Origin of the sequence: Comamonas sediminis, from assembly GCF_041107495.1 — a bacterium.
GTDB lineage: Bacteria > Pseudomonadota > Gammaproteobacteria > Burkholderiales > Burkholderiaceae_C > Comamonas > Comamonas sediminis.
This window is the reverse complement of record NZ_JBGBDC010000003.1, coordinates 158,755-179,072: the sequence shown is the minus strand read 5'-3', so window position 1 is coordinate 179,072 and position 20,318 is coordinate 158,755. Positions and strand designations below refer to the sequence as shown.

General features: G+C 63.7%; 18 protein-coding genes. 6 read left to right on the top strand and 12 right to left on the bottom strand.

Annotated elements, in window-relative coordinates; genetic code table 11:
* Positions 1 to 9 precede the first annotated feature (9 nt).
* Both AB7A72_RS08465 and AB7A72_RS08460 read left to right on the top strand, forming a co-directional pair.
* The gene (locus AB7A72_RS08465) at positions 10 to 651 is read left to right on the top strand and encodes a histidine phosphatase family protein (RefSeq protein ID WP_369459630.1); all 642 of its coding nucleotides are present in this window, start codon (positions 10 to 12) and stop codon (positions 649 to 651) included.
* A gap of 325 nt (positions 652 to 976) precedes the next feature.
* Complete coding sequence (locus tag AB7A72_RS08460; RefSeq protein WP_239809619.1) at positions 977 to 1,933, top strand: LysR family transcriptional regulator; 957 nt, start codon at positions 977 to 979, stop codon at positions 1,931 to 1,933.
* A gap of 134 nt (positions 1,934 to 2,067) precedes the next feature.
* On the opposite strand, the gene ruvB is transcribed toward AB7A72_RS08460, so the two are convergent.
* From ruvB to ruvA, 5 genes are all read right to left on the bottom strand, one after another.
* Positions 2,068 to 3,135, bottom strand: a complete 1,068-nt coding sequence (gene ruvB, locus AB7A72_RS08455) for a Holliday junction branch migration DNA helicase RuvB (protein ID WP_369459629.1) — start codon at positions 3,133 to 3,135, stop codon at positions 2,068 to 2,070.
* Positions 3,136 to 3,176: 41 nt separating this feature from the next.
* On the bottom strand, positions 3,177 to 4,946 hold the full coding sequence (locus AB7A72_RS08450) for a trypsin-like peptidase domain-containing protein (RefSeq protein WP_369459628.1): 1,770 nt from the start codon (positions 4,944 to 4,946) through the stop codon (positions 3,177 to 3,179).
* A 520-nt stretch (positions 4,947 to 5,466) separates the two neighbouring features.
* Positions 5,467 to 6,897: a trypsin-like serine peptidase gene (locus AB7A72_RS08445; protein ID WP_312530257.1), complete on the bottom strand. Its 1,431-nt coding sequence runs from the start codon at positions 6,895 to 6,897 to the stop codon at positions 5,467 to 5,469.
* Positions 6,898 to 7,356: 459 nt separating this feature from the next.
* Positions 7,357 to 8,832 carry a trypsin-like serine peptidase gene (locus tag AB7A72_RS08440; protein ID WP_369459627.1) on the bottom strand — a complete coding sequence of 492 codons (1,476 nt, stop codon included), beginning with the start codon at positions 8,830 to 8,832 and terminating at the stop codon, positions 7,357 to 7,359.
* Positions 8,833 to 8,908: 76 nt separating this feature from the next.
* The gene (gene ruvA, locus AB7A72_RS08435; RefSeq protein ID WP_239812782.1) at positions 8,909 to 9,481 is read right to left on the bottom strand and encodes a Holliday junction branch migration protein RuvA; all 573 of its coding nucleotides are present in this window, start codon (positions 9,479 to 9,481) and stop codon (positions 8,909 to 8,911) included.
* A gap of 93 nt (positions 9,482 to 9,574) precedes the next feature.
* Between ruvA and AB7A72_RS08430 the strand changes: the two genes are divergently transcribed.
* From AB7A72_RS08430 to AB7A72_RS08420, 3 genes are all read left to right on the top strand, one after another.
* A complete protein-coding gene (locus AB7A72_RS08430; protein ID WP_312411371.1) occupies positions 9,575 to 10,522 on the top strand; it encodes a PhoH family protein in 948 nt (315 codons plus the stop codon).
* Between the two features lie 47 nt (positions 10,523 to 10,569).
* Positions 10,570 to 11,028 (top strand): rRNA maturation RNase YbeY, encoded by a 459-nt coding sequence (ybeY, locus tag AB7A72_RS08425; protein WP_021028529.1) that lies wholly within the window; start codon positions 10,570 to 10,572, stop codon positions 11,026 to 11,028.
* A gap of 181 nt (positions 11,029 to 11,209) precedes the next feature.
* The gene (locus tag AB7A72_RS08420; protein ID WP_369459626.1) at positions 11,210 to 11,962 is read left to right on the top strand and encodes a sulfite exporter TauE/SafE family protein; all 753 of its coding nucleotides are present in this window, start codon (positions 11,210 to 11,212) and stop codon (positions 11,960 to 11,962) included.
* Here AB7A72_RS08420 and AB7A72_RS08415 read toward each other — a convergent pair.
* The 4 genes from AB7A72_RS08415 to AB7A72_RS08400 all read right to left on the bottom strand — a co-directional run bounded on the left by AB7A72_RS08415 (position 11,959) and on the right by AB7A72_RS08400 (position 15,591).
* Positions 11,959 to 12,861 carry a LysR family transcriptional regulator gene (locus AB7A72_RS08415; protein ID WP_312835304.1) on the bottom strand — a complete coding sequence of 301 codons (903 nt, stop codon included), beginning with the start codon at positions 12,859 to 12,861 and terminating at the stop codon, positions 11,959 to 11,961. The two genes, AB7A72_RS08420 and AB7A72_RS08415, sit on opposite strands and share 4 nt — an antisense overlap.
* 80 nt (positions 12,862 to 12,941) lie before the next feature.
* The gene (locus tag AB7A72_RS08410; RefSeq protein WP_312450525.1) at positions 12,942 to 14,105 is read right to left on the bottom strand and encodes an acyl-CoA dehydrogenase family protein; all 1,164 of its coding nucleotides are present in this window, start codon (positions 14,103 to 14,105) and stop codon (positions 12,942 to 12,944) included.
* Between the two features lie 66 nt (positions 14,106 to 14,171).
* Positions 14,172 to 14,555, bottom strand: a complete 384-nt coding sequence (locus tag AB7A72_RS08405; RefSeq protein ID WP_312411382.1) for a cupin domain-containing protein — start codon at positions 14,553 to 14,555, stop codon at positions 14,172 to 14,174.
* A gap of 55 nt (positions 14,556 to 14,610) precedes the next feature.
* On the bottom strand, positions 14,611 to 15,591 hold the full coding sequence (locus tag AB7A72_RS08400; protein WP_369459625.1) for a Bug family tripartite tricarboxylate transporter substrate binding protein: 981 nt from the start codon (positions 15,589 to 15,591) through the stop codon (positions 14,611 to 14,613).
* Positions 15,592 to 15,816: 225 nt separating this feature from the next.
* Between AB7A72_RS08400 and AB7A72_RS08395 the strand changes: the two genes are divergently transcribed.
* Positions 15,817 to 16,404 carry a dihydrofolate reductase family protein gene (locus AB7A72_RS08395; RefSeq protein WP_369459624.1) on the top strand — a complete coding sequence of 196 codons (588 nt, stop codon included), beginning with the start codon at positions 15,817 to 15,819 and terminating at the stop codon, positions 16,402 to 16,404.
* Here AB7A72_RS08395 and AB7A72_RS08390 read toward each other — a convergent pair.
* From AB7A72_RS08390 to AB7A72_RS08380, 3 genes are all read right to left on the bottom strand, one after another.
* Positions 16,401 to 17,882: an N-acyl-D-amino-acid deacylase family protein gene (locus AB7A72_RS08390; RefSeq protein WP_369459623.1), complete on the bottom strand. Its 1,482-nt coding sequence runs from the start codon at positions 17,880 to 17,882 to the stop codon at positions 16,401 to 16,403. The genes AB7A72_RS08395 and AB7A72_RS08390 overlap by 4 nt on opposite strands.
* Before the next feature lie 33 nt (positions 17,883 to 17,915).
* The gene (locus AB7A72_RS08385) at positions 17,916 to 18,860 is read right to left on the bottom strand and encodes a MurR/RpiR family transcriptional regulator (protein ID WP_369459622.1); all 945 of its coding nucleotides are present in this window, start codon (positions 18,858 to 18,860) and stop codon (positions 17,916 to 17,918) included.
* Positions 18,861 to 19,039: 179 nt separating this feature from the next.
* Positions 19,040 to 20,311, bottom strand: a complete 1,272-nt coding sequence (locus AB7A72_RS08380) for an amino acid deaminase (protein ID WP_369459621.1) — start codon at positions 20,309 to 20,311, stop codon at positions 19,040 to 19,042.
* Between the last annotated feature and the right edge of the window lie 7 nt (positions 20,312 to 20,318).

Genomic DNA, 20,318 nt, shown 5'->3' with positions numbered 1-20,318 from the left:
AAGGAACGCATGCACAGCACCCAGATCATTGCCATTCGCCACGGGGAGACCGATTGGAACCTTGCCGCCCGCATCCAGGGCCATACCGATATACCGCTGAATGCCACCGGCGAGCGCCAGGCGCAGCGCCTGGCTCAGGCGCTGGCCGACACCCCGCTGGCCCACATCTACAGCAGTGATCTGCAGCGCGCGCTGCACACCGCCCAGGCGCTGGCGCAAGCCAATGGCGCGCCGCTGAGCACCCATGCCGCCCTGCGCGAGCGCAGCTTTGGCGACTACGAGGGCGCACGTTTTACCGAGATCGAGGCGTCCGACCCGCCGTCCGCGCTGCGCTGGCGCAAACGCGACCCGGTCTTCGCCCCGCCGCAAGGCGAATCGCTGCAGGCACTGCAGGCCCGCGTGGCGCAGGTCGTGGCCGAACTCGCTGCCCACCACCTGGGGCAGCAGATCGCGTTGGTCGCCCACGGCGGCGTACTTGACAGCCTCTACCGCCTGGCCACCCGCCAGGGCATCCAAGCACCCCGCACCTGGGAGCTTGCCAATACCAGTGTTAACCGCCTGCTCTGGACACCCGACACCGGATTGACGCTGGTGGGCTGGGGAGACACCAGCCATCTACAGACCCAAGGGCTGGACGAAGCCACGCACTAGCCGCTGTCTGCGCGCCTCCTCGACGAACCTCTTGTCACTTTTTTGCATCACTGCAAGCCGCCGGATGGCGCCATTCCGGCGCTGCTGCGCGTGGTTGCCAAGCTGGGCCTTCTGCAATGACACAAACAAATGAAACGCAATGCCCCATAGAGTCGATAAAATACCAAGGTATGTCAGCATTCACTCCTAAACACTGCTGATCGAGTGACATTTAATTACTTTTAGAATTCACTAATTGCTTGATCATTATTAATAGTAGTGAGACCATCTATAGACGAGTTCAATGACTCTTCTATGAGATTACTAAAAAGGTATTGACCGTTATATGCCAGACGCCGAGCTGACCCGTAAACCCCTGCCTACCCCCTCGCTGCGGCAGCTGAGCTGCTTCAAGGAAGTGGCGACGCACCGCAGCTTCAGCCGTGCCGCGCAGGCGCTGTCGATGAGCCAGCCGGCGCTGTCTTCTGCGATCCGCGAGCTGGAAACGCTGCTGGGTACTGCGCTGTTTGACCGCAGCACGCACCATGTCCGCCTGACATCGGCCGGCGAAGCCGTGCGTCCGCAGGTGGAGTGGATGATCAACAACTTTGTGCAAGGTGTGCAAGATCTGCAGCAATTGCTCAAATACCAGGCCGATACCGTGCGCATCAGTTGCATCCCGTCCACCACCCACCTGCTGGCCCCCTGGCTGGCGATCTGGCAGCAATCCCACCCCATGGTGGATCTGCAGCTGCACGATATGCGCAATGACGACCTGCTCGCATCCGTTGCCAACGGCAGCTCGGACATCGGCCTGGGCCTGGAATTCACTGTGCCGCCTTCGGTCGAGACGCAGTTCGTGACCGAGGACGAAGTGATGGCGGTCATCCCCGCCAAGCACCGCCTCGCCCAAAAGACCGACCTGCGCTGGGCGGACCTCAGTGACGAGCCGCTGGTCGTGCTCTCACGCGGCAGCACCTACGAGATGATCGTCTCGGTACTCGAGCAGCAGGGCGTGGGCACCAGCCACACCGAAACGCTGAGCTATACCGAATCGCTCTACGCGCTGGTGCAAAGCGGCCTGCGCATCGGCCTGCTTTCGCGCCTGTACACACAGGGGCACCATGGCGATGACTGGGTGACCCTACCGCTCAAGGGCCCGCTGCTGTCACGCCGCATCTGCCTGATGACGCGCGCCGCCAACGGCAGCCGCCGCGCCATTGTCCAGGAGTGCTGGGATTACCTGCGCGAGAACATGGGCAACGACGCTCCGCCCAGCAAGCGCAGCGCCAAGGCCGCTTGAGCCCGTTCTGCGGGGGCCTTGCCCTCCGCAGCGTACGGAATCCGTGGAACGCACCGAGCGCCGGCGCCCCACCCCACCGGGGGCGCTGAGCCAGGCGCTCCCGCCCCGAAGCCCCAGCAATGGGGCTTCATGCATTACACCAGTGCAGCCTGACCCGGCCCACCACCCACCAGGCCCAAGTGGCGGTACGCCGCCTGCGTCGCCATGCGGCCGCGGGGCGTGCGCTGCAAAAATCCCTGCTGGATCAGGTACGGCTCGATCACATCCTCGATCGTGCCCGGCTCCTCGCCAATGCTGGCGGCGATGTTGTCCAGCCCCACCGGCCCGCCGTCAAAGCGGTGCACCACCGCTTCAAGCAACTTGCGGTCCATGATGTCAAAACCCAGCGGATCCACATCCAGCATGGCCAGCGCGCGGCTGGCCATCTCCTGGGTGATGCGGCCATTGCCCTTGACATCGGCGTAATCGCGCACCCGGCGCAGCAAGCGGTTGGCGATGCGTGGCGTGCCGCGTGAGCGGCGGGCAATCTCCAGGCCGCCCTCGTCATCGATTGGCGTGTTCAGCAGGCCGGCACTGCGCATCACAATCTTGGTCAGCTCTTCCGTGGTGTAGAACTCCAGCCGTGCGACGATACCAAAACGGTCGCGCAGCGGATTGGTCAGCATGCCTGCGCGCGTGGTCGCCCCCACCAGGGTGAAAGGCTGCAGGTCGAGCTTGATCGAACGCGCCGCCGGCCCTTCGCCGATCATGATGTCGATCTGGTAGTCCTCCAGTGCCGGGTAGAGGATTTCCTCGACCACCGGCGACAGACGGTGGATTTCGTCGATAAAGAGCACATCGTTGCGCTCCAGGTTGGTCAGCAGCGCGGCCAGGTCCTTGGGCTTTTCCAGCACCGGGCCACTGGTCTGGCGCAGGTTCACACCCAGCTCGGAGGCGATGATGTGCGACAAGGTTGTCTTGCCCAGTCCAGGCGGGCCGAACAGCAGTACATGGTCCAGCGCTTCGCTGCGCTTTTTCGCTGCCCCGATGAAGATTTCCAGCTGCTCACGTGCCTTGGCCTGCCCCACATACTCATCGAGCTGCTTGGGGCGCAAAGCGCGCTCGAGCACCTCCTCCTGCGAAGAGGACTGGCTTGCGGAAATCACGCGGTTGTCAGGACGGGGAGCGGGCGCGGCGGCGAAGGAATCGGTATGGATAGTCATGGGTCAATGCAGGCATGGCCAGGGCGGTGTGCAGGGGTTCCCTAGGGCGCATCCCACACATAATAAGCCAGTCCGTCATACAACAGCCCCGCATTGGCCAGCCAGGCATCGCGGGCCTGGATCCGCATGCTGTAGTGGTGCACGCCTGGCACATATTGGTAGGCGCGGTAGACAGGCACGATCCCGTCTCCCGGCTGCGCGGGCGACCACCAGGCAATGCCGTCGTAGTTCCAGCGGGGGTGGTAGGTCTGCACAAATTGCCGCTCGGCATCGCTGGTCGTGTAGAAATGGGCGCCCACCTCGGGATTGAAATAGCGGTGGACGGGCACCAGACGGTCATGCGCATGGCCCGCAGCATAGAAGGCGATGCCGTCGAAAACGACGTCATCGGAGAGCACCGCAATCACCCAGTCACGCTCCTGCACAGACACGGTATAGAACGCTCCGCCCGAGCGCAGCACCTGGAAGCGGTACACGGGCAGCTGCAGATCGCTGTTCACTGCCGCGCCGGCACCCAACCAGGCGGCAAAGCTCGCGAACGCCTGGTCCAGCCGGCCATACACCGCCCGCCCATCCTTGGCGGCGCACCAGATGTCACCGCCCGTCAGGGTCGCCGTCAGCCGGCCACCGACAAACAGGGCCGAGCCGCTCGAGCCCCCTTCGATACCACCCTGGCTCCAGCGCACATGGTAGAAGCCGCCATTGCTCAGCGTTTGGGCGCTGCAATCCAAGCGGCTGCTGGCATCGTTCACAGTGCAGGCGGTGTCATCCTCGGAGGTGCCGGCAGCCAACATCATCAGATCCCCGTGCGGGTGGTGCAGGCCCGCCACAGCAGTGCCTGCCGGCAGCGCGGTGGCGTCCCAGCCCGCAAACAACGCCCCGGCGGGCGGCGCCTCATTGAGCTGCAGCAAGGTCATATCATTGGCGCTGCTCGATGCCAGCCAGCGCGCTGCACTGAAGCGCTCGGTGTGGCCCGCAAACAGCTGGTTGCTGTTGCACGACTGCGAGTAATAAAACCAGGAGGTCTGCACGGTGGATGCGGCCGCCTGGTCTCCCACACAGTGAGCAGCCGTCAGCACATAAGGGGTCAGGTCCTGGCGGGGGTTGTTGACGAGGGTGCCGGTACACTGGAACGTGCGGCCCTGGTTCACATAGAAGATTCGGATGACGGCGTCACGCTGGTCGAGCAGCGCATCCTGGCAATTCACGTCCCCCTGGCAGGCATTGGGACGGCGCTTTTCCGTCGGCACGGCGGCATCGGACAGTTTCAGCAGCTCGCTGGCGCTGGGCGGCACGACGATCTGGGAGAGCTGGGGCATCGCCCATTGCAGGCTGCTGGTCGGCAACGCGGCCGGCAGCAGGATCTCCAGCACCGGCGCCGGCCCCACATCAGGGGTCCACCAGGTGCGCTTGCCAGTTTGTGCGTCCGCAACCAGCCGCTCCAGCAGCGCAGCGCCTGTCACTTCATAACTGACAGCGGCCTCGGGCGATGCATAAAGCCGGAATACAGCCACCGCTGGCAATGCGGAAAACTCCAGTCCCAGACGCAGGCCATAAGCATCAGCAGCCACCCATTGAAGGGCGGCCACTTTCTGCCTCGACGGCAAGGCTTTCCACTGCAGCAGATGCGTTACCTTGTCATCAGAATCCATCGCGTCCAGCGCACGCGCCACGCCTGTCTGGCGCACGCCACCCTCATCGGGCGCCAGCGCCTTGCTGCCTTGCCAGGGTGGCAACACAACGGGAACGACAGCAGAGGCCGAGAGGGCGGTGGCTTGCTTGGTCAGGGCACTGCCTGGGCTGGCTGGCATTCTGCGCGCATCCACCTGCCAACTGGCCTGGGCCCAACCGCAGGCCCCCGCAATGACCAGGGCCGACACGAGCCGCAGCCCATGACAAGAAAGCGCGGCCTCCCAACGGGACACAATGCGACAGGACATGATGGACTCCCCGCTGTGCGACAAGCAAAGCTCCTGACCAACACAACGACTGATCAGAGAAAGCCAATCTAGAGCAAGCACTCACATCAAACAAGCCTATCGGCTAGTACAAAAACAAAACATTTGTTAAATTTGACTTATGAACCGCAATTTGCAAAAGCCTTGCAGGCGGACGCTCCAGTTGGGCCTGTCCGGGCACTGACCTGTCAGGAGGGGCCCACCCCCACAGATGCCCCGCCAAGAATCCACGACCGTCCATCAAGCATGGGGAGTTCACCGCATCGGAGCCATGGATCAGAAATAACCTGCCCTATCACAGGCAGGTTTTGCTGATGAGCGGCGCCGCCAACAAGCATCCGCAGCGACTGGAAGGGCTTCTGTCATCCAGGCTTCACAGCGCGTTTTCAGGCGCCAGCCAACGCGATGCACCTTCGGCAAAAAACAGGTCCAGGCGTCCATAGAAATTGAAGCCAATCAGCGCGGTGCAGCTATGGGAGCCGCCCCACAGCGTACCCACCACGCGGTCACCGAGGAACAGCGCTGAACCGCTGCTTCCACCCTCTGCGGCACCCTCAGTCATGCGCACCCTGTAATAACCGCCGTTCGCATCGCCCACCTGGCACTGGAAGGTGGTTTCGCTATCACTCTCACATGCGGCGTAGTTATCCACCATACCGACGTGGTACTTCAGCAAGCCGCCTCTAGGATGGTGCAGGCTGTGGATGGGCGCGTCGATGGGAAGGAGATTTTCATCCCAGCCCGCAAAAGTCACACCGGCAGGCGGTCTCTCATTGAGTCTGAGCAATGTCGAATCGGTCTTGTCGGTGGCAAGCAGCAAGGTAGCGCCTCCGTGCCGGGTGGCATGGGGACGTGCCACCCCGGAATCGCAACTGGTGGAGCGGTAGAACCAGCGGGTCTGCAACGACGAGGCCGCTGATTGCTCTGAAATGCAATGGTTGGCCGTCAGAAAGAAAGGAACGAAATTATTCCTGGTGTTGTTCAGCAAGGTACCGGTACACAGGTAGGACAAACCGTCCGGTCGGGTATACAGCATACGGGCCACCGCGTTGCGCAGGACCGGATGCTCAGTGCTGCAAGTGGCATCCAGTTGGCAGCTCTCGGCCTGGGCGGTCCCCGGCTGGGGCATGTCTGCCCATTCCGCATCGGTCGGGAGCGACAGGTTCTGGTAGATGTGCGAGACCAGCGGAACCGACATGCGCAAGGCTTCCGGGGCCGTGCCCACTGGCAGCACCACTTCTACCGTCGCATCACCTGCACCCACCTCTGGCGTCCACCAGGTATTGGCAGCAGCGCCCGTCTCACCGGCCTGCTTGTTGAGCGCCAGCAGCGCATTGATCTCGGCACCATCGTGCTCGATGATGGCATCGGGATGCTCCTGGCTGTAGACGCGCAGCAGCGCCCCATCCGGCAGGCTCTCAACCAGAACACCAGCACGCAGGCCATAGGCGCCCGGCGACTGGATGTTGATGGCCGCCACCAGCTCGCCGCCGGGCAAGGCAGCCCAGTCCAGCGCTGAACTGGTTTGCGCCACCGAGCTGGTAGCGGCCACTGGACGCGCGGCACCAATTTGCAACGCCGGTCCGGCGGCCTGCATGCCCGCTAGCATCTCTTCCTCATCCAACGCAGGCAGCACCACAAAGCGTGTTCGCACTGCGGCGCCCAAGGGCACTGGAGCGGCTTGCGCTGATTCATCAGCCGCTTCAGGGGCCACGATCGAATCCACGCCAGACCCCATAGGCTGCGCCACCGCCAGGCCTGTCAGGCAAAACAGGCCACACATTGCATATTTCGAGTATTTCATGGTGAATCCACTCCATATCAACTGCTATTAAAAACGCCTGCAAACTGCCGAATTGCTGTTTGCCTCTTTATTTTCAAAGGCGAATTTAAAAACCAATAGCGCCCTCCGTAATTTAAACAACGGCAGGTAACCACCAAAGAAGCAAGCGTTCACTCTAGCCAAGAGCAAATAGCGACCCACAAAAAGAAACTCTTCCACCGCCCCTATTTTTCCATTATCCCCATTGAATACAAAGAAAAATCACGCCCAGCTTTCAGAGAGCGTTCTTCCATTAGCCACAGCCGAAAATCTCCATTAACCAGTAAAGCACTCAGAATGAAGAACACCCCAATTCCGAGGTGCTGTTAATCAGAAAAATCTACGCAAGAAATTGCCAATAAAAAAAACCTGCCGTTTCACGGGCAGGTTTTTAGCGGTCAGAGACTCGCGGCGAGAGCGCCGCGGTCCGGTGGGAAGCGATCAGCTCGCCAGCCAGTTCCAGATGCGGTCGCTGAATACCTTGTCAAAACGACCGTAGTAGTCGGATGCATTGGGCGCCAGGCAGCTGGCGCCGCCACCGTACAGGTTACCGACGACGCGGCCATTGCGGAACAGCGAAGAGCCGCTGCTGCCGCCTTCGGTGGTACCTTGGCTCCAGCGCACGCTGTAGAAGCCGCTGTTCGCATCACCGGTACTGCAGGTGATGGCATTGCCACTGCCTGCAACACAGTTCATGTAGCCCACGACAGAACCCACGCTGTACTTGAGCAGGTTGCCACCGGGGTGGTGCAGACCGTAGACAGCGTCGCCCACCTGGCCGGCAGTGCGGGCGTCCCAGCCTGCCAAGGTCACGCCCACAGGAGGCATCTCGTTGAGCTTGAGCAGCGCTGAGTCGGTCGTGCTGGTTGCATAGAGCAAAGTCGCACCTGCACTGCGCAGGGCCGCATTGGCGCCGGGCACACCGGAGTTGCAGCTGCTGGAGCGGTAGAACCAGCTGGTCTGCATCGACGACGCCGAGGACTGGGTCGAGATGCAGTGGTTGCCGGTCAGGAAGTACGGCGCAAAGTCACCCTTGGTGTTGTTCAGCAAGGTACCGGTGCACAGATAGGACTTGCCATCAGAGCGGGTGAACACCATGCGGGCGACGGAATTGCGCTCGGTCTGGTAGCTGTTGGTGCAAGAAGCATCGAGGTTGCAGCTGGCCGAGGTATCGGCCTTGGCGGTTTCTGCCAGTTCGGCCTCGGTCGGCAACGACAGGTTCTGGTAGATGTGCGAGACCACGGGGATCGAGATGCGCAGCGCATCGGCGCCGGTACCGGCTGGCAGCACCACTTCGACAGTGGTGTCACCGGCGCCAACATCAGGCGTCCACCAGGTATTGGCGGCCGCACCCGTCTCGCCTGCCTTGCGGTTTTGCGCCAGCAGCGCGTTCACTTCAGCGCCGCTGCGCTCAATGATCGCATGGGGGTGTTCCTGGCTGTAGACGCGCAGCAGCGCTGCATCGGGCAGGCTGTCCACCAGCACGCCGGCGCGAAGGCCATAGGCGCCGGTCGACTGGATGTTGATGGCCGCGACTTGCTGGCCATTGGCCAGCGAGCTCCACTGCAGTGCCGACTGGGTCTGGGTCACCGTGCTGGTGGCCGCCACAGCACGCTGCGTGCCAATCTGCTGGGCGGGGCCGTCGTCGCTGGCCACGGTCTTTTCCGCTTCCAGCTCGGGCAGCACCACAAAGCGGGTCTGTACCGCAGCACCCAAGGATGCAGGCGCCGCCGCAGCCGATTTGATGGCCGATGCCGGCAGCACGACCGAGTCCAGCACATAGGCCTTGGGCTGGGTCACGCCACCGTTGTCGTCATCGTCGGAACCAGAGCCGCCGCCGCAGCCCGCCAAAGCCAGGGCCGCAGCCACGCCCGTGGTCCACAACAGACCGGGCACTGCATACTTGGAATATTTCATGGAATCGTCCACTCCGTGTTGATTGGTATTGATAGTGACACTCGACCGCGCTGCTGCCCGGTCGCCTCTGCGCGAGTCATTTTGCCAGCGCTTTCAAAGCCTGCTTGATACCGTCCGTTACGCTGATGTCGGCAGGTAACAACTTCAGAGCGGCGGCCGCATCCTTGTCGCTGTAACCCAGCGCGACCAGCGCTTGCAAAATGTCGGCCTGTGCATCGTTGACCGCCGCAGTACGGGCCCCCATGTCCGCGCCCAGTTTGCCTTTGAGCTCCAGCAGCAGGCGCTCGGCGGTCTTCTTGCCGATGCCGGGCACCTTCACCAGCCGCCCCGCCTCCTGCAGCGACACGGCCTGCGCCAGATCGGTCACGCCCATGCCACTGAGGATGGACAGCGCCGTGCGCGGGCCCACGCCGGTGATCTTGATCAGTTCGCGGAAAGTCTGGCGCTCCTCGGCCGTGCCAAACCCGTACAGCAGCTGCGCATCCTCGCGCACGATAAACTGCGTCAGCAGCGTGATGGTTTCGCCAACGGACGGCAGGTTGTAGAAGGTGCTCATCGGCACCTGCACCTCATAGCCCACACCATGGCAATCCACCAGTACCTCGGGTGGCATCTTTTCCACCAGTGTTCCGCTCAATCGGCCTATCATTTGTATCTTTCCTTGTAGCTTGTCTGCGGCCACCCCGATGTGCGTCGCGTGCCCGCCTGCAAGCATACTGAATTTTTCAACGGAATTTGCCGCGTGATCCTGCGCCATACCTTTACGCCCCACAACAACAACCGCATTGCCAATCTCTGCGGCCCTGCCGATGCGCATCTGCGCCAGATCGAGAACCATCTGGGCGTCAAGATTGCCCATCGCCATGAGCAGTTCAAGATCGACGGCCCCAAGGCTGTGGCCAACGAGGCGCTGGAGCTGCTAGAGGCGCTGTACGAGATGGCCGATACCCCCATCAGCGAAGACCAGATCCAGCTGATGATGGCAGGTGACAGCGAACTGATGGCCGCGCCCGAAGACGCGATCGTGCTGAATACGCGCCGCGCCGATCTGCGCGCCCGCACGCCCAACCAGGCCGGCTACCTGGAGAACATCGCCGCGCACGACATCACCTTCGGCATTGGCCCGGCCGGCACCGGCAAGACCTACCTGGCGGTGGCCTGCGCCGTCGATGCGCTTGAGCGCAGCCAGGTGCAGCGCATTGTGCTGACCCGGCCTGCCGTCGAAGCCGGTGAGCGCCTGGGTTTTCTGCCCGGTGATCTGTCGCAGAAGGTCGATCCCTATCTGCGCCCGCTGTACGACGCGCTCTACGACCTGATGGGCTACGACAAGGTGCAAAAGGCCTTTGAGCGCAACGCCATCGAGATCGCGCCGCTGGCCTTCATGCGCGGCCGCACGCTCAACAACGCCTTTGTCATTCTGGATGAGGCGCAGAACACCACGCCCGAGCAGATGAAGATGTTCCTCACCCGCATCGGCTTTGGCGCCAAGGCCGTGGTGACTGGCGATGTGAGCCAGATCGACCTGCCCAAGGGCCAGCTGAGCGGCCTGATCGACGCCGAACGTGTGCTCAAGCGGGTCAAGGGCATTGCCGTCAACCGCTTTACCAGCGCCGATGTGGTGCGCCATCCGCTGGTCGCGCGCATCGTGGACGCCTACGACAAGCAGCGCCGCCCGGCCCGCGGCGACTGAGCCCAGCCCGCACGCCCCACCTGTGCCACCCACCGATCCACAACCACATGGCATTGAACCAACTCACCCTGTCGCTGCAATTTGCCCGCTTTGATGGCGTGGCCGAACACCGCGCCGCCCTGCCCCGGAGCCAGGTCACGCGCTGGATTCGCCATGCGCTGGCCGATGATGCCGAGATCACCGTGCGCATTGTCGATACCGAAGAAGGCCAGGCGCTGAACCGCGAGTACCGCCAAAAGGACTACGCCACCAATGTGCTGACCTTTGACTACCAGCAGGAGCCCACCGTGCTGGCCGACCTGGTGCTGTGCGCGCCCGTGGTGGCGCGCGAGGCCAAGGAGCAGAACAAGTCGCTGCAGGAGCACTATGCCCACCTGCTGGTGCATGGCACCTTGCACGCCCAGGGCTGGGACCATGAAACCAGCGAGCAGGATGCCGAAGAGATGGAAGCCTACGAGACGGCCATCATGCAAGAGCTGGGCTTTACCGATCCGTACCAGAAGTAAGCAGCGCAGCGCTGCATCCAAAGATGAACATCGCGCATTGGGCGCTTCTGCCTCAACGCAATACTGACTTTTGAGCGACTAATCAAACGGTATTTCGGCGCCATTCCTACCTAGAATCCTCCTCACAAAGGCCATGCAGGCAGCGCACGCCGCTGCTGCAGCGCCCATAACAGGAGGAGACATGCTCGACACCCCCATCTTGCTCGCAGCCGCCTTTGTGGCCGGCGCGCTCAATGCCGTCGCCGGCGGCGGCAGCTTTTTGACCCTGCCTGCGCTGGTCTTTACCGGCGTGCCCCCCGTGGTGGCCAATGCCACCGGCACCGTCGCACTGCTGCCCGGCTACGCGGCAGGGGCCTGGGGCTTCAAAGACGATATGCAGGCGCCGCCGGGCTTGTCGATGCGCGCCGTCATCGCCCTGGCGCTGCTGGGCGGCGCTGCAGGCGCTGCCTTGCTGCTGGTCACGCCTGAGGCGGCCTTCCGCAAGATCGTGCCCTGGCTGCTGCTGGTGGCCACCGCCATGTTTGCCTTTGGCCCGCAGCTGCGCCAATGGACCATGGGTGCGCAACATGGTGCCACGCCATCGCGCAGCAAGGCCGCGCTGGGCATGCTGGCGGTTTCTGTCTATGGCGGCTACTTCAATGGCGGCCTGGGCATCCTGCTGCTCGCGCTGCTGGGCTTGCTGGGCCAGACCAACCTGCATGCGATGAATGGCACCAAGAACCTCGTCTCTGCGCTGCTGACCGCCATTGCCGTCGCCATCTATGCCGCGGGCGGCGTTGTGCAATGGCAGCCCGCCTTGCTGATGATGGTGGCCGCCACCTTGGGCGGCTACCTGGGCGCCCGGGTGGCGCGCAAGATTGCGCCGCAGTGGCTGCGCGCCGGCATTGTGCTGACGGGCTTGGTGATGGCGGTGCTGTTCTTCATGAAAGCTTAATCCGGGGTTCCGATCCTGGGCGCCTTGATCACATCGATCAGCGCATCCAGCGCCGCCGAGCGGCTTTGCGGGTGCCAGACAAAGGCACCCGCCGTCAGCGCCGTCTGCCCATGGTTGCTGTGCAGCGGCACATAGCGCACACCGGCCATGCCGGCCCGCTGCATGCAGGAGGGCACCAGCGCCACGCCCTGGCCGATGGCGACCAGCGAAATAACGGCCAGCCACTGCCGCACCGCATGGCTGGTGCGCGGGTGAATGCCGGCGTTGTGCAGGCAGGCGATCACATTGTCGTAATTGGCCGGGCTGACATCGCGCACAAACATCACAAAGCGCTCATGGGCGAGGCTGCGCAGGTCCAGGCTGGCCTGCTGGGCCTGGGGATGGTTCTCTGGCAGGCAGCACACAAGGGTATCCGGCGCCAGCGGCCACAGCTCCAGCCCCGGCGCGGGCGTGATGATGTTGACAAAACCGCCCTGCAGCTGGCCGCGCAGAATGGCCGCCTGCTGCTCGGTGGTGGACATCTCATGCAAGGTGATGTCGATATCGGGCCGCTGCTGGGCAAAGGCCTGCATCACATGGGGCAGGTCGCGGTAGATCATCGAGCCGGTCACGCCAATGTCCAGCTGGCCCTGGCGCCCCTGGGCCACATTGCGCGCCACATCGGCAGCGCGCTGGATCTGGCTGAGCACCTGGCGCGCCTCGATCAAAAAAGCGGCGCCCGCATCGGTCAGCCGCACCTGCTTGGCATCGCGCTCCAGCAGCCGAACGCCCAGATCTTCTTCCAGCGATTTGATGGCCACCGACAGCGGCGGCTGGGTGATGGCCAGGCGCTGGGCGGCCCGGCCAAAATGCAGCTCCTCGGCCAGCACCACAAAATAACGCAGCAAATGGGTCTTCATCTGCGTATCATGCCCCAGCCAGTGCGGGCTGGCCGCACGCCGCACGGGATGGCCCGGCACTGCGCTGCCCATGGCGCCGCCTAGTAGGACTTGGGCAGGCCCAGCACCTTCTCTGCAATAAAGCACAGAATCAGCTGCGGGCTCACCGGCGCCAGGCGCGGAATCCAGCTCTCACGCATCAGCCGCTCGACATGGAACTCCTTGGCGTAGCCCATGCCGCCATGCGTGAAGATGGCGCTCTCGCAGGCCTTGAAGCCCGCTTCCGCCCCCAGGAACTTGGCCGCATTGGCCTCGGCCGCGCAAGGCTGGTGGCGGTCATACAGCCAGGCCGCCTTCATCGCCAGCAAGAACGCGGCTTCCAGCTCCATCCAGCGCTCGGCCAGCGGGTGCTGGATGCCCTGGTTCTGGCCAATCGGGCGGTTGAACACCTCGCGCTCACGGGCATACTGCGTGGCGCGTGCCAACGCGGCGCGGCCCAGGCCAATCGCTTCGCAGGCAATCAGAATGCGCTCGGGGTTCATGCCATGCAGGATGTATTCAAAGCCCCGGTTCTCCTCGCCAATGCGGTCCTCTACCGGGATGCGCAACCCATCGATGAACAGCTGGTTGGTGTCCACGCATTTGCGGCCCATCTTGGCGATTTCATGCACCTCGATCTTGCTGCGGTCAAAGTCGGTATAGAACAGCGACAGGCCTTCGGTGCCCTTGCATTCCTCCACCGGCTTGGTGCGCGCCAGCAGCAGTATCTTGCTGGCCTGCTGCGCGGTGGAGATGAAGACCTTCTGCCCATGCACCACATAGTGGTCACCGTCGCGCACCGCGCGGGTCTTGAGCTTGAGCGTGTTCAGCCCCGTGTTGGGCTCGGTCACGCCAAAGCAGGCCTTGTCCTTGCCGGCAATCAGCGGCGGCAGCATGCGCGCCTTTTGCTCCTCCGTGCCATAGACGACTACCGGGTGCAGGCCGAAGATGTTCATGTGCACCGCAGAAGCGCCCGACAGACCCGCGCCGGTGGCCGAGATCGTATGCATCATCAAGGCCGCCTCGGTGATGCCCAGGCCGGCACCGCCGTAGGCCTCGGGCATCGCAATGCCCAGCCAGCCGGCATCGGCCAGCGCACGGTAAAAGTCTTCCGGAAAAGCGCCATCGTTGTCACGGGCATGCCAGTAGTCGGCATCAAACGGCGCACAGACTTTCTCGATGGCATCGATGATCTGTTGCTGCTCTTCGGTCAGGGCGAAATCCATGGTGTTGCGGTCCTCAATATCCAATCAGTGGCGCCGTGCCTTGCACGGCGCCGGTCACAGTGCAGCTCAGGCCGGCCGGCGCACCCGCTCGGGGTTCTCGCCATAGGGCGGGCTGTAGATCACCAGCAGCTTGGCTGGCGTATCGCTGGTGGTCTGGAAGATATGCATCTTGTCGGCCGGGAAAAAGCAGGTATCGCCCGGCACCATCTCAAAGCTTTCGCCCTCCACCTCGACATGGGCCGTGCCCTCCAGCAGGTAGCAGGCCTGCTCCATGCCGGGATGGGCATGGGGCAGCGCGCCGCCGCCCTTGGCAATCTCGCCCAGCACCACTTCCATATGCTGGGCGCCGACGTTGGCCTGGCTCACCAGGCGGCGGTTAAAGGTTCCGGTATGGTTGGCCGGGCTATAGGCCTCCACCTCGGAGGCACGGATCAGGTAGCGCGAAGTCATCGTGGGGCAGTCATTCTGTAAGAGTTAACAAAGGCGTCGGAGACAGAGCCCAGACTTATTGCGCAGGGATATCGGCCTGTTTGACCAGGCGCCCCCAGTACGCCAGCTGCTCGCTCACATACTGGGCAAACTCCTGCGGGGTCTTCGTGGGCCAGACTTCAAAGCCAATCTGTTCGAGCTGTTTTTGCACGGCCTCATCGGCCAGCACCGCCTGCAAGGCGCCATTGATCTTGTTGACCACCTCCGGGGGCGTGCCGGCTGGCGCAAAAATGCCGTTCCAGGAGGTGATGTCAAAGCCCGGCAAGGTCTTGCCGATGGGCGGCACATGGGGAAGGATCTTGCTGCCCTTGGCAGCGGTCACGGCCAGGGTGCGCACCCGGTCGGTCTTGAGCATGCTCCAGCCCGAGCCCAGGTCCACCACATACACCTGCACCTGGTTGCCCATCAGGTCGGTCAGCGCCTGCGGGCTGGACTTGTAGGGCACGCCAACGATATCGGTCTTGGACAGAAAACGCAGCGTCTCCGACGCCACCAAGGAGGTGCTGTTGGGCGTCGCGTACGAGAGCTTGCCCGGGTTGGCCTTGGCATAGTCGATCAGCGCCTGCACCGAATCGGCCGGCACCGACGGGTGCACCGCCAGCGCAAACGGCAGCTCACCTACGCGGGCAATCGGCGTGAAATCCTTGATCGGGTCATACTTCAGGCTTTTGACCAGCCAGGGGTTGGCCGAGTGCGAGGTGTTGGTGGTCATGAACAAGGTGTAGCCATCGGGCTTGGCCTTCGCCACCAGGCCTGCGGCAATCTGCGCATTGGCGCCCGCGCGGTTGTCCACAATCACCGGCTGCTGCAGGCGCTCGCCCAGCTTCTGGCCCACGGCCCGGGCCACCGCATCGGTACCGCTGCCTGCGGCAAACGGCACGATCATCGTGATCGGTGCATTGGGGTAGTTGCCCTGCGCCGCGCTGGCAGAGGCCGCCGTGGTTGCAGTGGCGATGGCGGTCAGGGCCAGCGTGGCCCACCATTGGCGTCGTTGCATGCTTTTGTCTCCTGTTTTTAGTCGAGCCTCTACGGGTCCGAGTTTGCATGGTGCCGCTCTCAATGATTCGTGTCTAATGTTTTATGTGGATGGTTTGATATGCAAATCGAATCGTTGAATGGAAGAAATGACCACTGTTAAAAAAACAGGTATTTCGCCCCAGCGGCCTGCTGCAGCCTGCCTAGAATGCAACGCTCAGCCCATGAATTTCACCAGGACACCCCCATGCAATGCAGCAGCTTTATCGCCACCAGCCTCGACGGTTTTATCGCCAAAACCGATGGCAGCCTGGACTGGCTCAATGCCGCCAATGCCACTGTGCCGGAGGGGGAAGACTGCGGTTATGCGCAGTACATGGCCGGGGTCGATGTGATCCTGATGGGGCGCAAGACCTTTGAGACCGTGCTGGGCTTTGGCGCCTGGCCGTATGACAAGCCGGTCTATGTCATCTCCCGCCAGTGGAGCGCCCTGCCCGTTGGCTCCCCCGCCACTGCCCAGTTGTGGAAAGACAGCCTGCCCGCCCTCAGCAGCCATCTGGCCGCCAGCGGCGTGCGCGCGGCCTATGTGGATGGCGGCCAGCTGATCCAGTCCTTCATCAATGCGCAGCTGCTCGACGAAATCACCATCACCCGCATCCCCGTGCTGCTGGGCAGCGGCCTGCCACTGTTCGGGCCCTTGGCGGAGGGTACCAATTCGGTGACCGCCCAGCATCTGCAGACGCGCAGCTATGACTTTGGCTTTGTGCAGAGTGACTACCGGCTGCGCTATGCGGCAGCCGGTCAATCACAGGATGAGACCCAGGCTGGCGCCTAAGCCGCCACCGCCCGCCGCACAAAACGCCCAGCATGCGCAGGCAAAGCACCCGCCTCTTCGGTGTAGCTAAGCACGCCATTGACCCAAACGGCTTCCACACCCACGCTGCGCTGCTTGGGGTTTTCGAAGGTGGCCTGGTCCTGGATGCGGGCGGGGTCGAACACGACCACATCGGCCGCCTTGCCGGCGGCCAGCAGGCCCCGGTCGGCCATGCGAAAGCGCTGGGCCGACATGCCTGTCATCTTGTGCACCGCCTGGGCCAGGCTCAGCACCCCCTTGTCGCGCCAGTACATGGCCAGCACGCGGGGGAAGGCGCCCCAGAGCCGGGGGTGGGGGCGCTCGTCGTTGGGCAGGCCGTCCGAGCCGATCATGGCCAGCGGGTGGCGGATGACGCGTTCCACATCGTCTTCGCGCATCTGGAAGTAGCAGGCATTGCCAGGCTTGAGGCGCACGCAGGCGTCGTACTCGCTGATGCCCCAGTCCTTGGCGATATCGCGCAGGTAGCGGCCGCCCACCTCGGGATGGGGTTCGCTGCGGGTGATCAGGATATCGATCACGCCATCGACCAGGTCCTCGCGCAGCACGGTGGAGCCGGCGGTGTAGGGATAGACGTCCATCGACAGCTCCTGCTGCTGCGCCAGTTTGTCGGCCAGCGGCAAGGTCTGCAGCGTGCGGCCCCAGTTGGCCGAGCCCGCGCATTTGTGGTGCGACAGCACCAGTGGCAGGCCCGACTGCCGGGCCGTGCCAGCGGCCTCCAGCATGGCCTCCAGAATGCCTTCGAGCTCGTCGCGGATATGGGTGGCATAGACGCCGCCATGCCGGGCCGCCACAGTGGCTACCGCTACCAGCTCCTGCATGTCCGCCGCATAGGCCTCGCGGTAGAAGATGCCGCTGGACAGGCCCAGCGCGCCAGCCTGCATGGCCTCATGCATGTCCTGCGCCATGGCCTCGCGCTCGGCGGCATTGGCCGGGCGGCTCAGATCGGCCATGTGCTTGATGCGCAGCGAGGTGTGGCCCAACAGCGCCGCGATATTGACGGAGGGTTGCGCGGCATCCACGGCGGCTGCGTAATCCTGCATGCTGCCAAAGCGGAACTGCTGGTCGCCCAGCAACGACAGCGGTGCGGGCGGGTGCGCCGTCACCACTGGTGCCAGCGAGATGCCGCAGTTGCCCGCGATCACCGTGGTCACCCCTTGCGAGAGCTTGGGCAGCATGGCCGGGCTGTTCAGCGCCGCCGCATCGTCATGGGTGTGTACATCGATAAAGCCCGGTGCGATCACCTTGGCGGTGCAGTCGATCTGCAGCGGGTCCTGCGCCTTCCAGCCGGCCAGCGCTGCCTGCTGTGCGGCGCCGGCCGCACCATCGCGGGCAAACACGCCAATGATGCGCCCGCCCTGCAGCCACACATCCCCGACAAACTCCGACAGGCCGGTGCCATCCACCACCGTGCCATTGCTCAACCACACTCTGCGTTCCATTGTTGTATCTCCAGGCACTGCTGCCGGCTGCCATCAGCCAGCGGTGGGGCCTTGTTGTTTGGTGGGGGCGGGTGTATCCCCTTTGCGCTGCTGCGCGGGCTGCTGAAAGCCCATGTATTCATAGCTGTCAAAGCCATGGGTCTCCAGCAGCCGCTTGTACTGCTGCATGCCCGTGACCACACGCGGCCCCAGAATCTGCGCCAGGCGCACCATCATGATTTCGATCACCACCAGGTGGGCCAGGTAGGCCTCGGTGCCCACGCGCATCACCGCGTCCTGGGGCACGTTCACCGCCAGTACGTGGTCGGCCATCTCGGCCAGCGGCGTGTCCGGCTGGGTCAGGGCCACCACGGTGGCGCCCTGCTGCTTGGCAAACTGCGCCGCCTCCAAGGTGTAGGGCATGCGCCCCACATGCGAGATCACAAAGGCCACGCCGTTCTTGCCCAGGGTCGAGGCCGACACCAGCTGCTGGTGCGCATCGAAGATGGCATTGGATGTGAGGCCCAGGCGGAACAAGCGGCTTTGCAGCTCCTGCGCCATGAAGGACGAGGCCGCCCCGACCGAATAGCAATCGATGCGCGAGGCCTTGGCCATCTTGCCGGCCACCTCGTCGATCAGCACCGCATCCAGGCGTTGGCCCAGGTTGGCAATCGCACCGGCAGCGGCATGCACGATCTTGCTGACCACCTCGGCGGTGGAGTCGTCCTGCTGCACGCTGCGGTGCAGGTGCGATCCCGACACCGCCAAGGTCTGCGCCAGCGCCACCATGAACTCGCGCACCGATGCATAGCCAAAGCGGCGGCACATGCGCACGATCGTCGGCATGGACACATTCGCCTGCAGCGCCAGCTGCTCGACGGTGGCCAGCACGGCGGCGCCCGGGTCGCGCAGGATCACATCGATGACCTGGCGCTGGGCCAGGGGCAGCGCGGCCTGCTGCTGTTGCAGCAACTGCAGGCTCAAAACCGAGCGATTCATCACCATGCTCCCCATTGATAGCCTAGCCACTGGTTGGAGCAGAGACGATGCGCGGGCAGCCGAGCAAGGGCCGCAGCCGGCCGCGCCGCCCCGCAGCGAGGGCTGCGTCCCTCTTCCCATGCGAAGCATGAGAGAAGGGGGAAGGCGCAGAGCGCCTCAGGGGGTTGTGCTCTAAGCATTCAGAACCTTGTCTCGATCGCATCGACCAGGTTCCAGGCATCGTCCACCACCGGAATCCAGCGCCACTTGTCAAACGTGGTGCAAGGGTGGGAGATGCCCAGCGCAATGCGGTCGCCCACGGCCGGTACGCCCTGCGCCGGGTCAAAGCGCAGATAGGCATGCTGGTCGTTCAGGGCCGAGATCGTCCAGCCGGCAGGCGCGGGCTGTGCCGCTTGGCTGCCGCGCGGCGCATGGCGCTGCACCGATGGCATTTCCAGGTCGTAGGAGATATCGCGGCGGCCGCAAGTCAGCAAGGCCAGACCGGGCTCAGGGACAGACTGCACCATGGCCCAGACCTCCAGCGCGGCCTGCAGCGATTCATCCACGCCTTCGCGCTGCTCGACCAGCTTGAGCAAGCGGCGGTAGTTGCCATGGTCATGGGTGATGTAGCAGCCCGAGCGCAGCACGCCGGTAAAGGCACGCGACAGGCCCGCGCCCTGCAGCAACGGCACCACCAGGTCAAAAATGGCCGAGCCGCCGGCGCTCAGGATCGGTGCCTCCTCAGGCAACAGGCCCTGGGCATCGCAGGCCTTGGCAATCTCGACCACGCGGCGCACCAGCTCGGCAACGGCGGGGATGTCATGGGCGCTGTCGCACTGGGTCAGGCCTCCTTCATAGCATTCGATACCGCCCAGTTGGGCGCTGCCGCTGGCATGGATCGCCTGGGCCAGCGCCAGCGCCTCTTCCTGGCTGCGCACACCGGTGCGCTGGCCGGAAATGCCCACCTCGATCAGCACATCAAAGCGGCGTGCGCTGTTGCGTGCGCGGCTCCAGTCCTCGATGCAGCGCAGCTGGCTGATCGAGTCCACCAGGAACCAGACGCGCAGATCCGCGTGCTGGCTCAGCAAGGCATCCAGCCCATCCAGATCGGCAGGCGCCACCACCTGGTTGGCAATGATGGCGCGGCGCGCACCGGCCTCCACCCCCACGGCCAGCTGGAAGATGGTCGCAAAGGTCAGCCCCCAGGCGCCACCTTGGAGCTGCAGATCAAACAGCTGGGGCGACATGGTGGTTTTGCCATGCGGCGCAAACTGGATCTGGCGGCGCGCCGCGTAATCTTGCATCCAGCGGGCGTTGTGGGCCAGGGCCGACTGGCGGATGACGGCCAGCGGATAAGGCAGGTCATCGCGCAGCACATTCCAGCCGCGTGCGGCCAATGCAGAGGCCTGGGTGGGAGCAGCAGCCAGCGGGTAGCTCTTGCTGCGCGCGTCAATCAAAAAATCGGGTTGCATGGTTCAC

Coding starts and splice junctions, on each gene's coding strand:
- AB7A72_RS08465 (WP_369459630.1), top strand. CDS start 10: ATGCACAGCACCCAGATCATTGCCATTCGCCACGGGGAGACCGATTGG.
- AB7A72_RS08460 (WP_239809619.1), top strand. CDS start 977: ATGCCAGACGCCGAGCTGACCCGTAAACCCCTGCCTACCCCCTCGCTG.
- ruvB (WP_369459629.1), bottom strand. CDS start 3,135: ATGACTATCCATACCGATTCCTTCGCCGCCGCGCCCGCTCCCCGTCCT.
- AB7A72_RS08450 (WP_369459628.1), bottom strand. CDS start 4,946: ATGCCAGCCAGCCCAGGCAGTGCCCTGACCAAGCAAGCCACCGCCCTC.
- AB7A72_RS08445 (WP_312530257.1), bottom strand. CDS start 6,897: ATGAAATACTCGAAATATGCAATGTGTGGCCTGTTTTGCCTGACAGGC.
- AB7A72_RS08440 (WP_369459627.1), bottom strand. CDS start 8,832: ATGAAATATTCCAAGTATGCAGTGCCCGGTCTGTTGTGGACCACGGGC.
- ruvA (WP_239812782.1), bottom strand. CDS start 9,481: ATGATAGGCCGATTGAGCGGAACACTGGTGGAAAAGATGCCACCCGAG.
- ybeY (WP_021028529.1), top strand. CDS start 10,570: ATGGCATTGAACCAACTCACCCTGTCGCTGCAATTTGCCCGCTTTGAT.
- AB7A72_RS08420 (WP_369459626.1), top strand. CDS start 11,210: ATGCTCGACACCCCCATCTTGCTCGCAGCCGCCTTTGTGGCCGGCGCG.
- AB7A72_RS08415 (WP_312835304.1), bottom strand. CDS start 12,861: ATGAAGACCCATTTGCTGCGTTATTTTGTGGTGCTGGCCGAGGAGCTG.
- AB7A72_RS08410 (WP_312450525.1), bottom strand. CDS start 14,105: ATGGATTTCGCCCTGACCGAAGAGCAGCAACAGATCATCGATGCCATC.
- AB7A72_RS08405 (WP_312411382.1), bottom strand. CDS start 14,555: ATGACTTCGCGCTACCTGATCCGTGCCTCCGAGGTGGAGGCCTATAGC.
- AB7A72_RS08400 (WP_369459625.1), bottom strand. CDS start 15,591: ATGCAACGACGCCAATGGTGGGCCACGCTGGCCCTGACCGCCATCGCC.
- AB7A72_RS08395 (WP_369459624.1), top strand. CDS start 15,817: ATGCAATGCAGCAGCTTTATCGCCACCAGCCTCGACGGTTTTATCGCC.
- AB7A72_RS08390 (WP_369459623.1), bottom strand. CDS start 17,882: ATGGAACGCAGAGTGTGGTTGAGCAATGGCACGGTGGTGGATGGCACC.
- AB7A72_RS08385 (WP_369459622.1), bottom strand. CDS start 18,860: ATGAATCGCTCGGTTTTGAGCCTGCAGTTGCTGCAACAGCAGCAGGCC.
- AB7A72_RS08380 (WP_369459621.1), bottom strand. CDS start 20,311: ATGCAACCCGATTTTTTGATTGACGCGCGCAGCAAGAGCTACCCGCTG.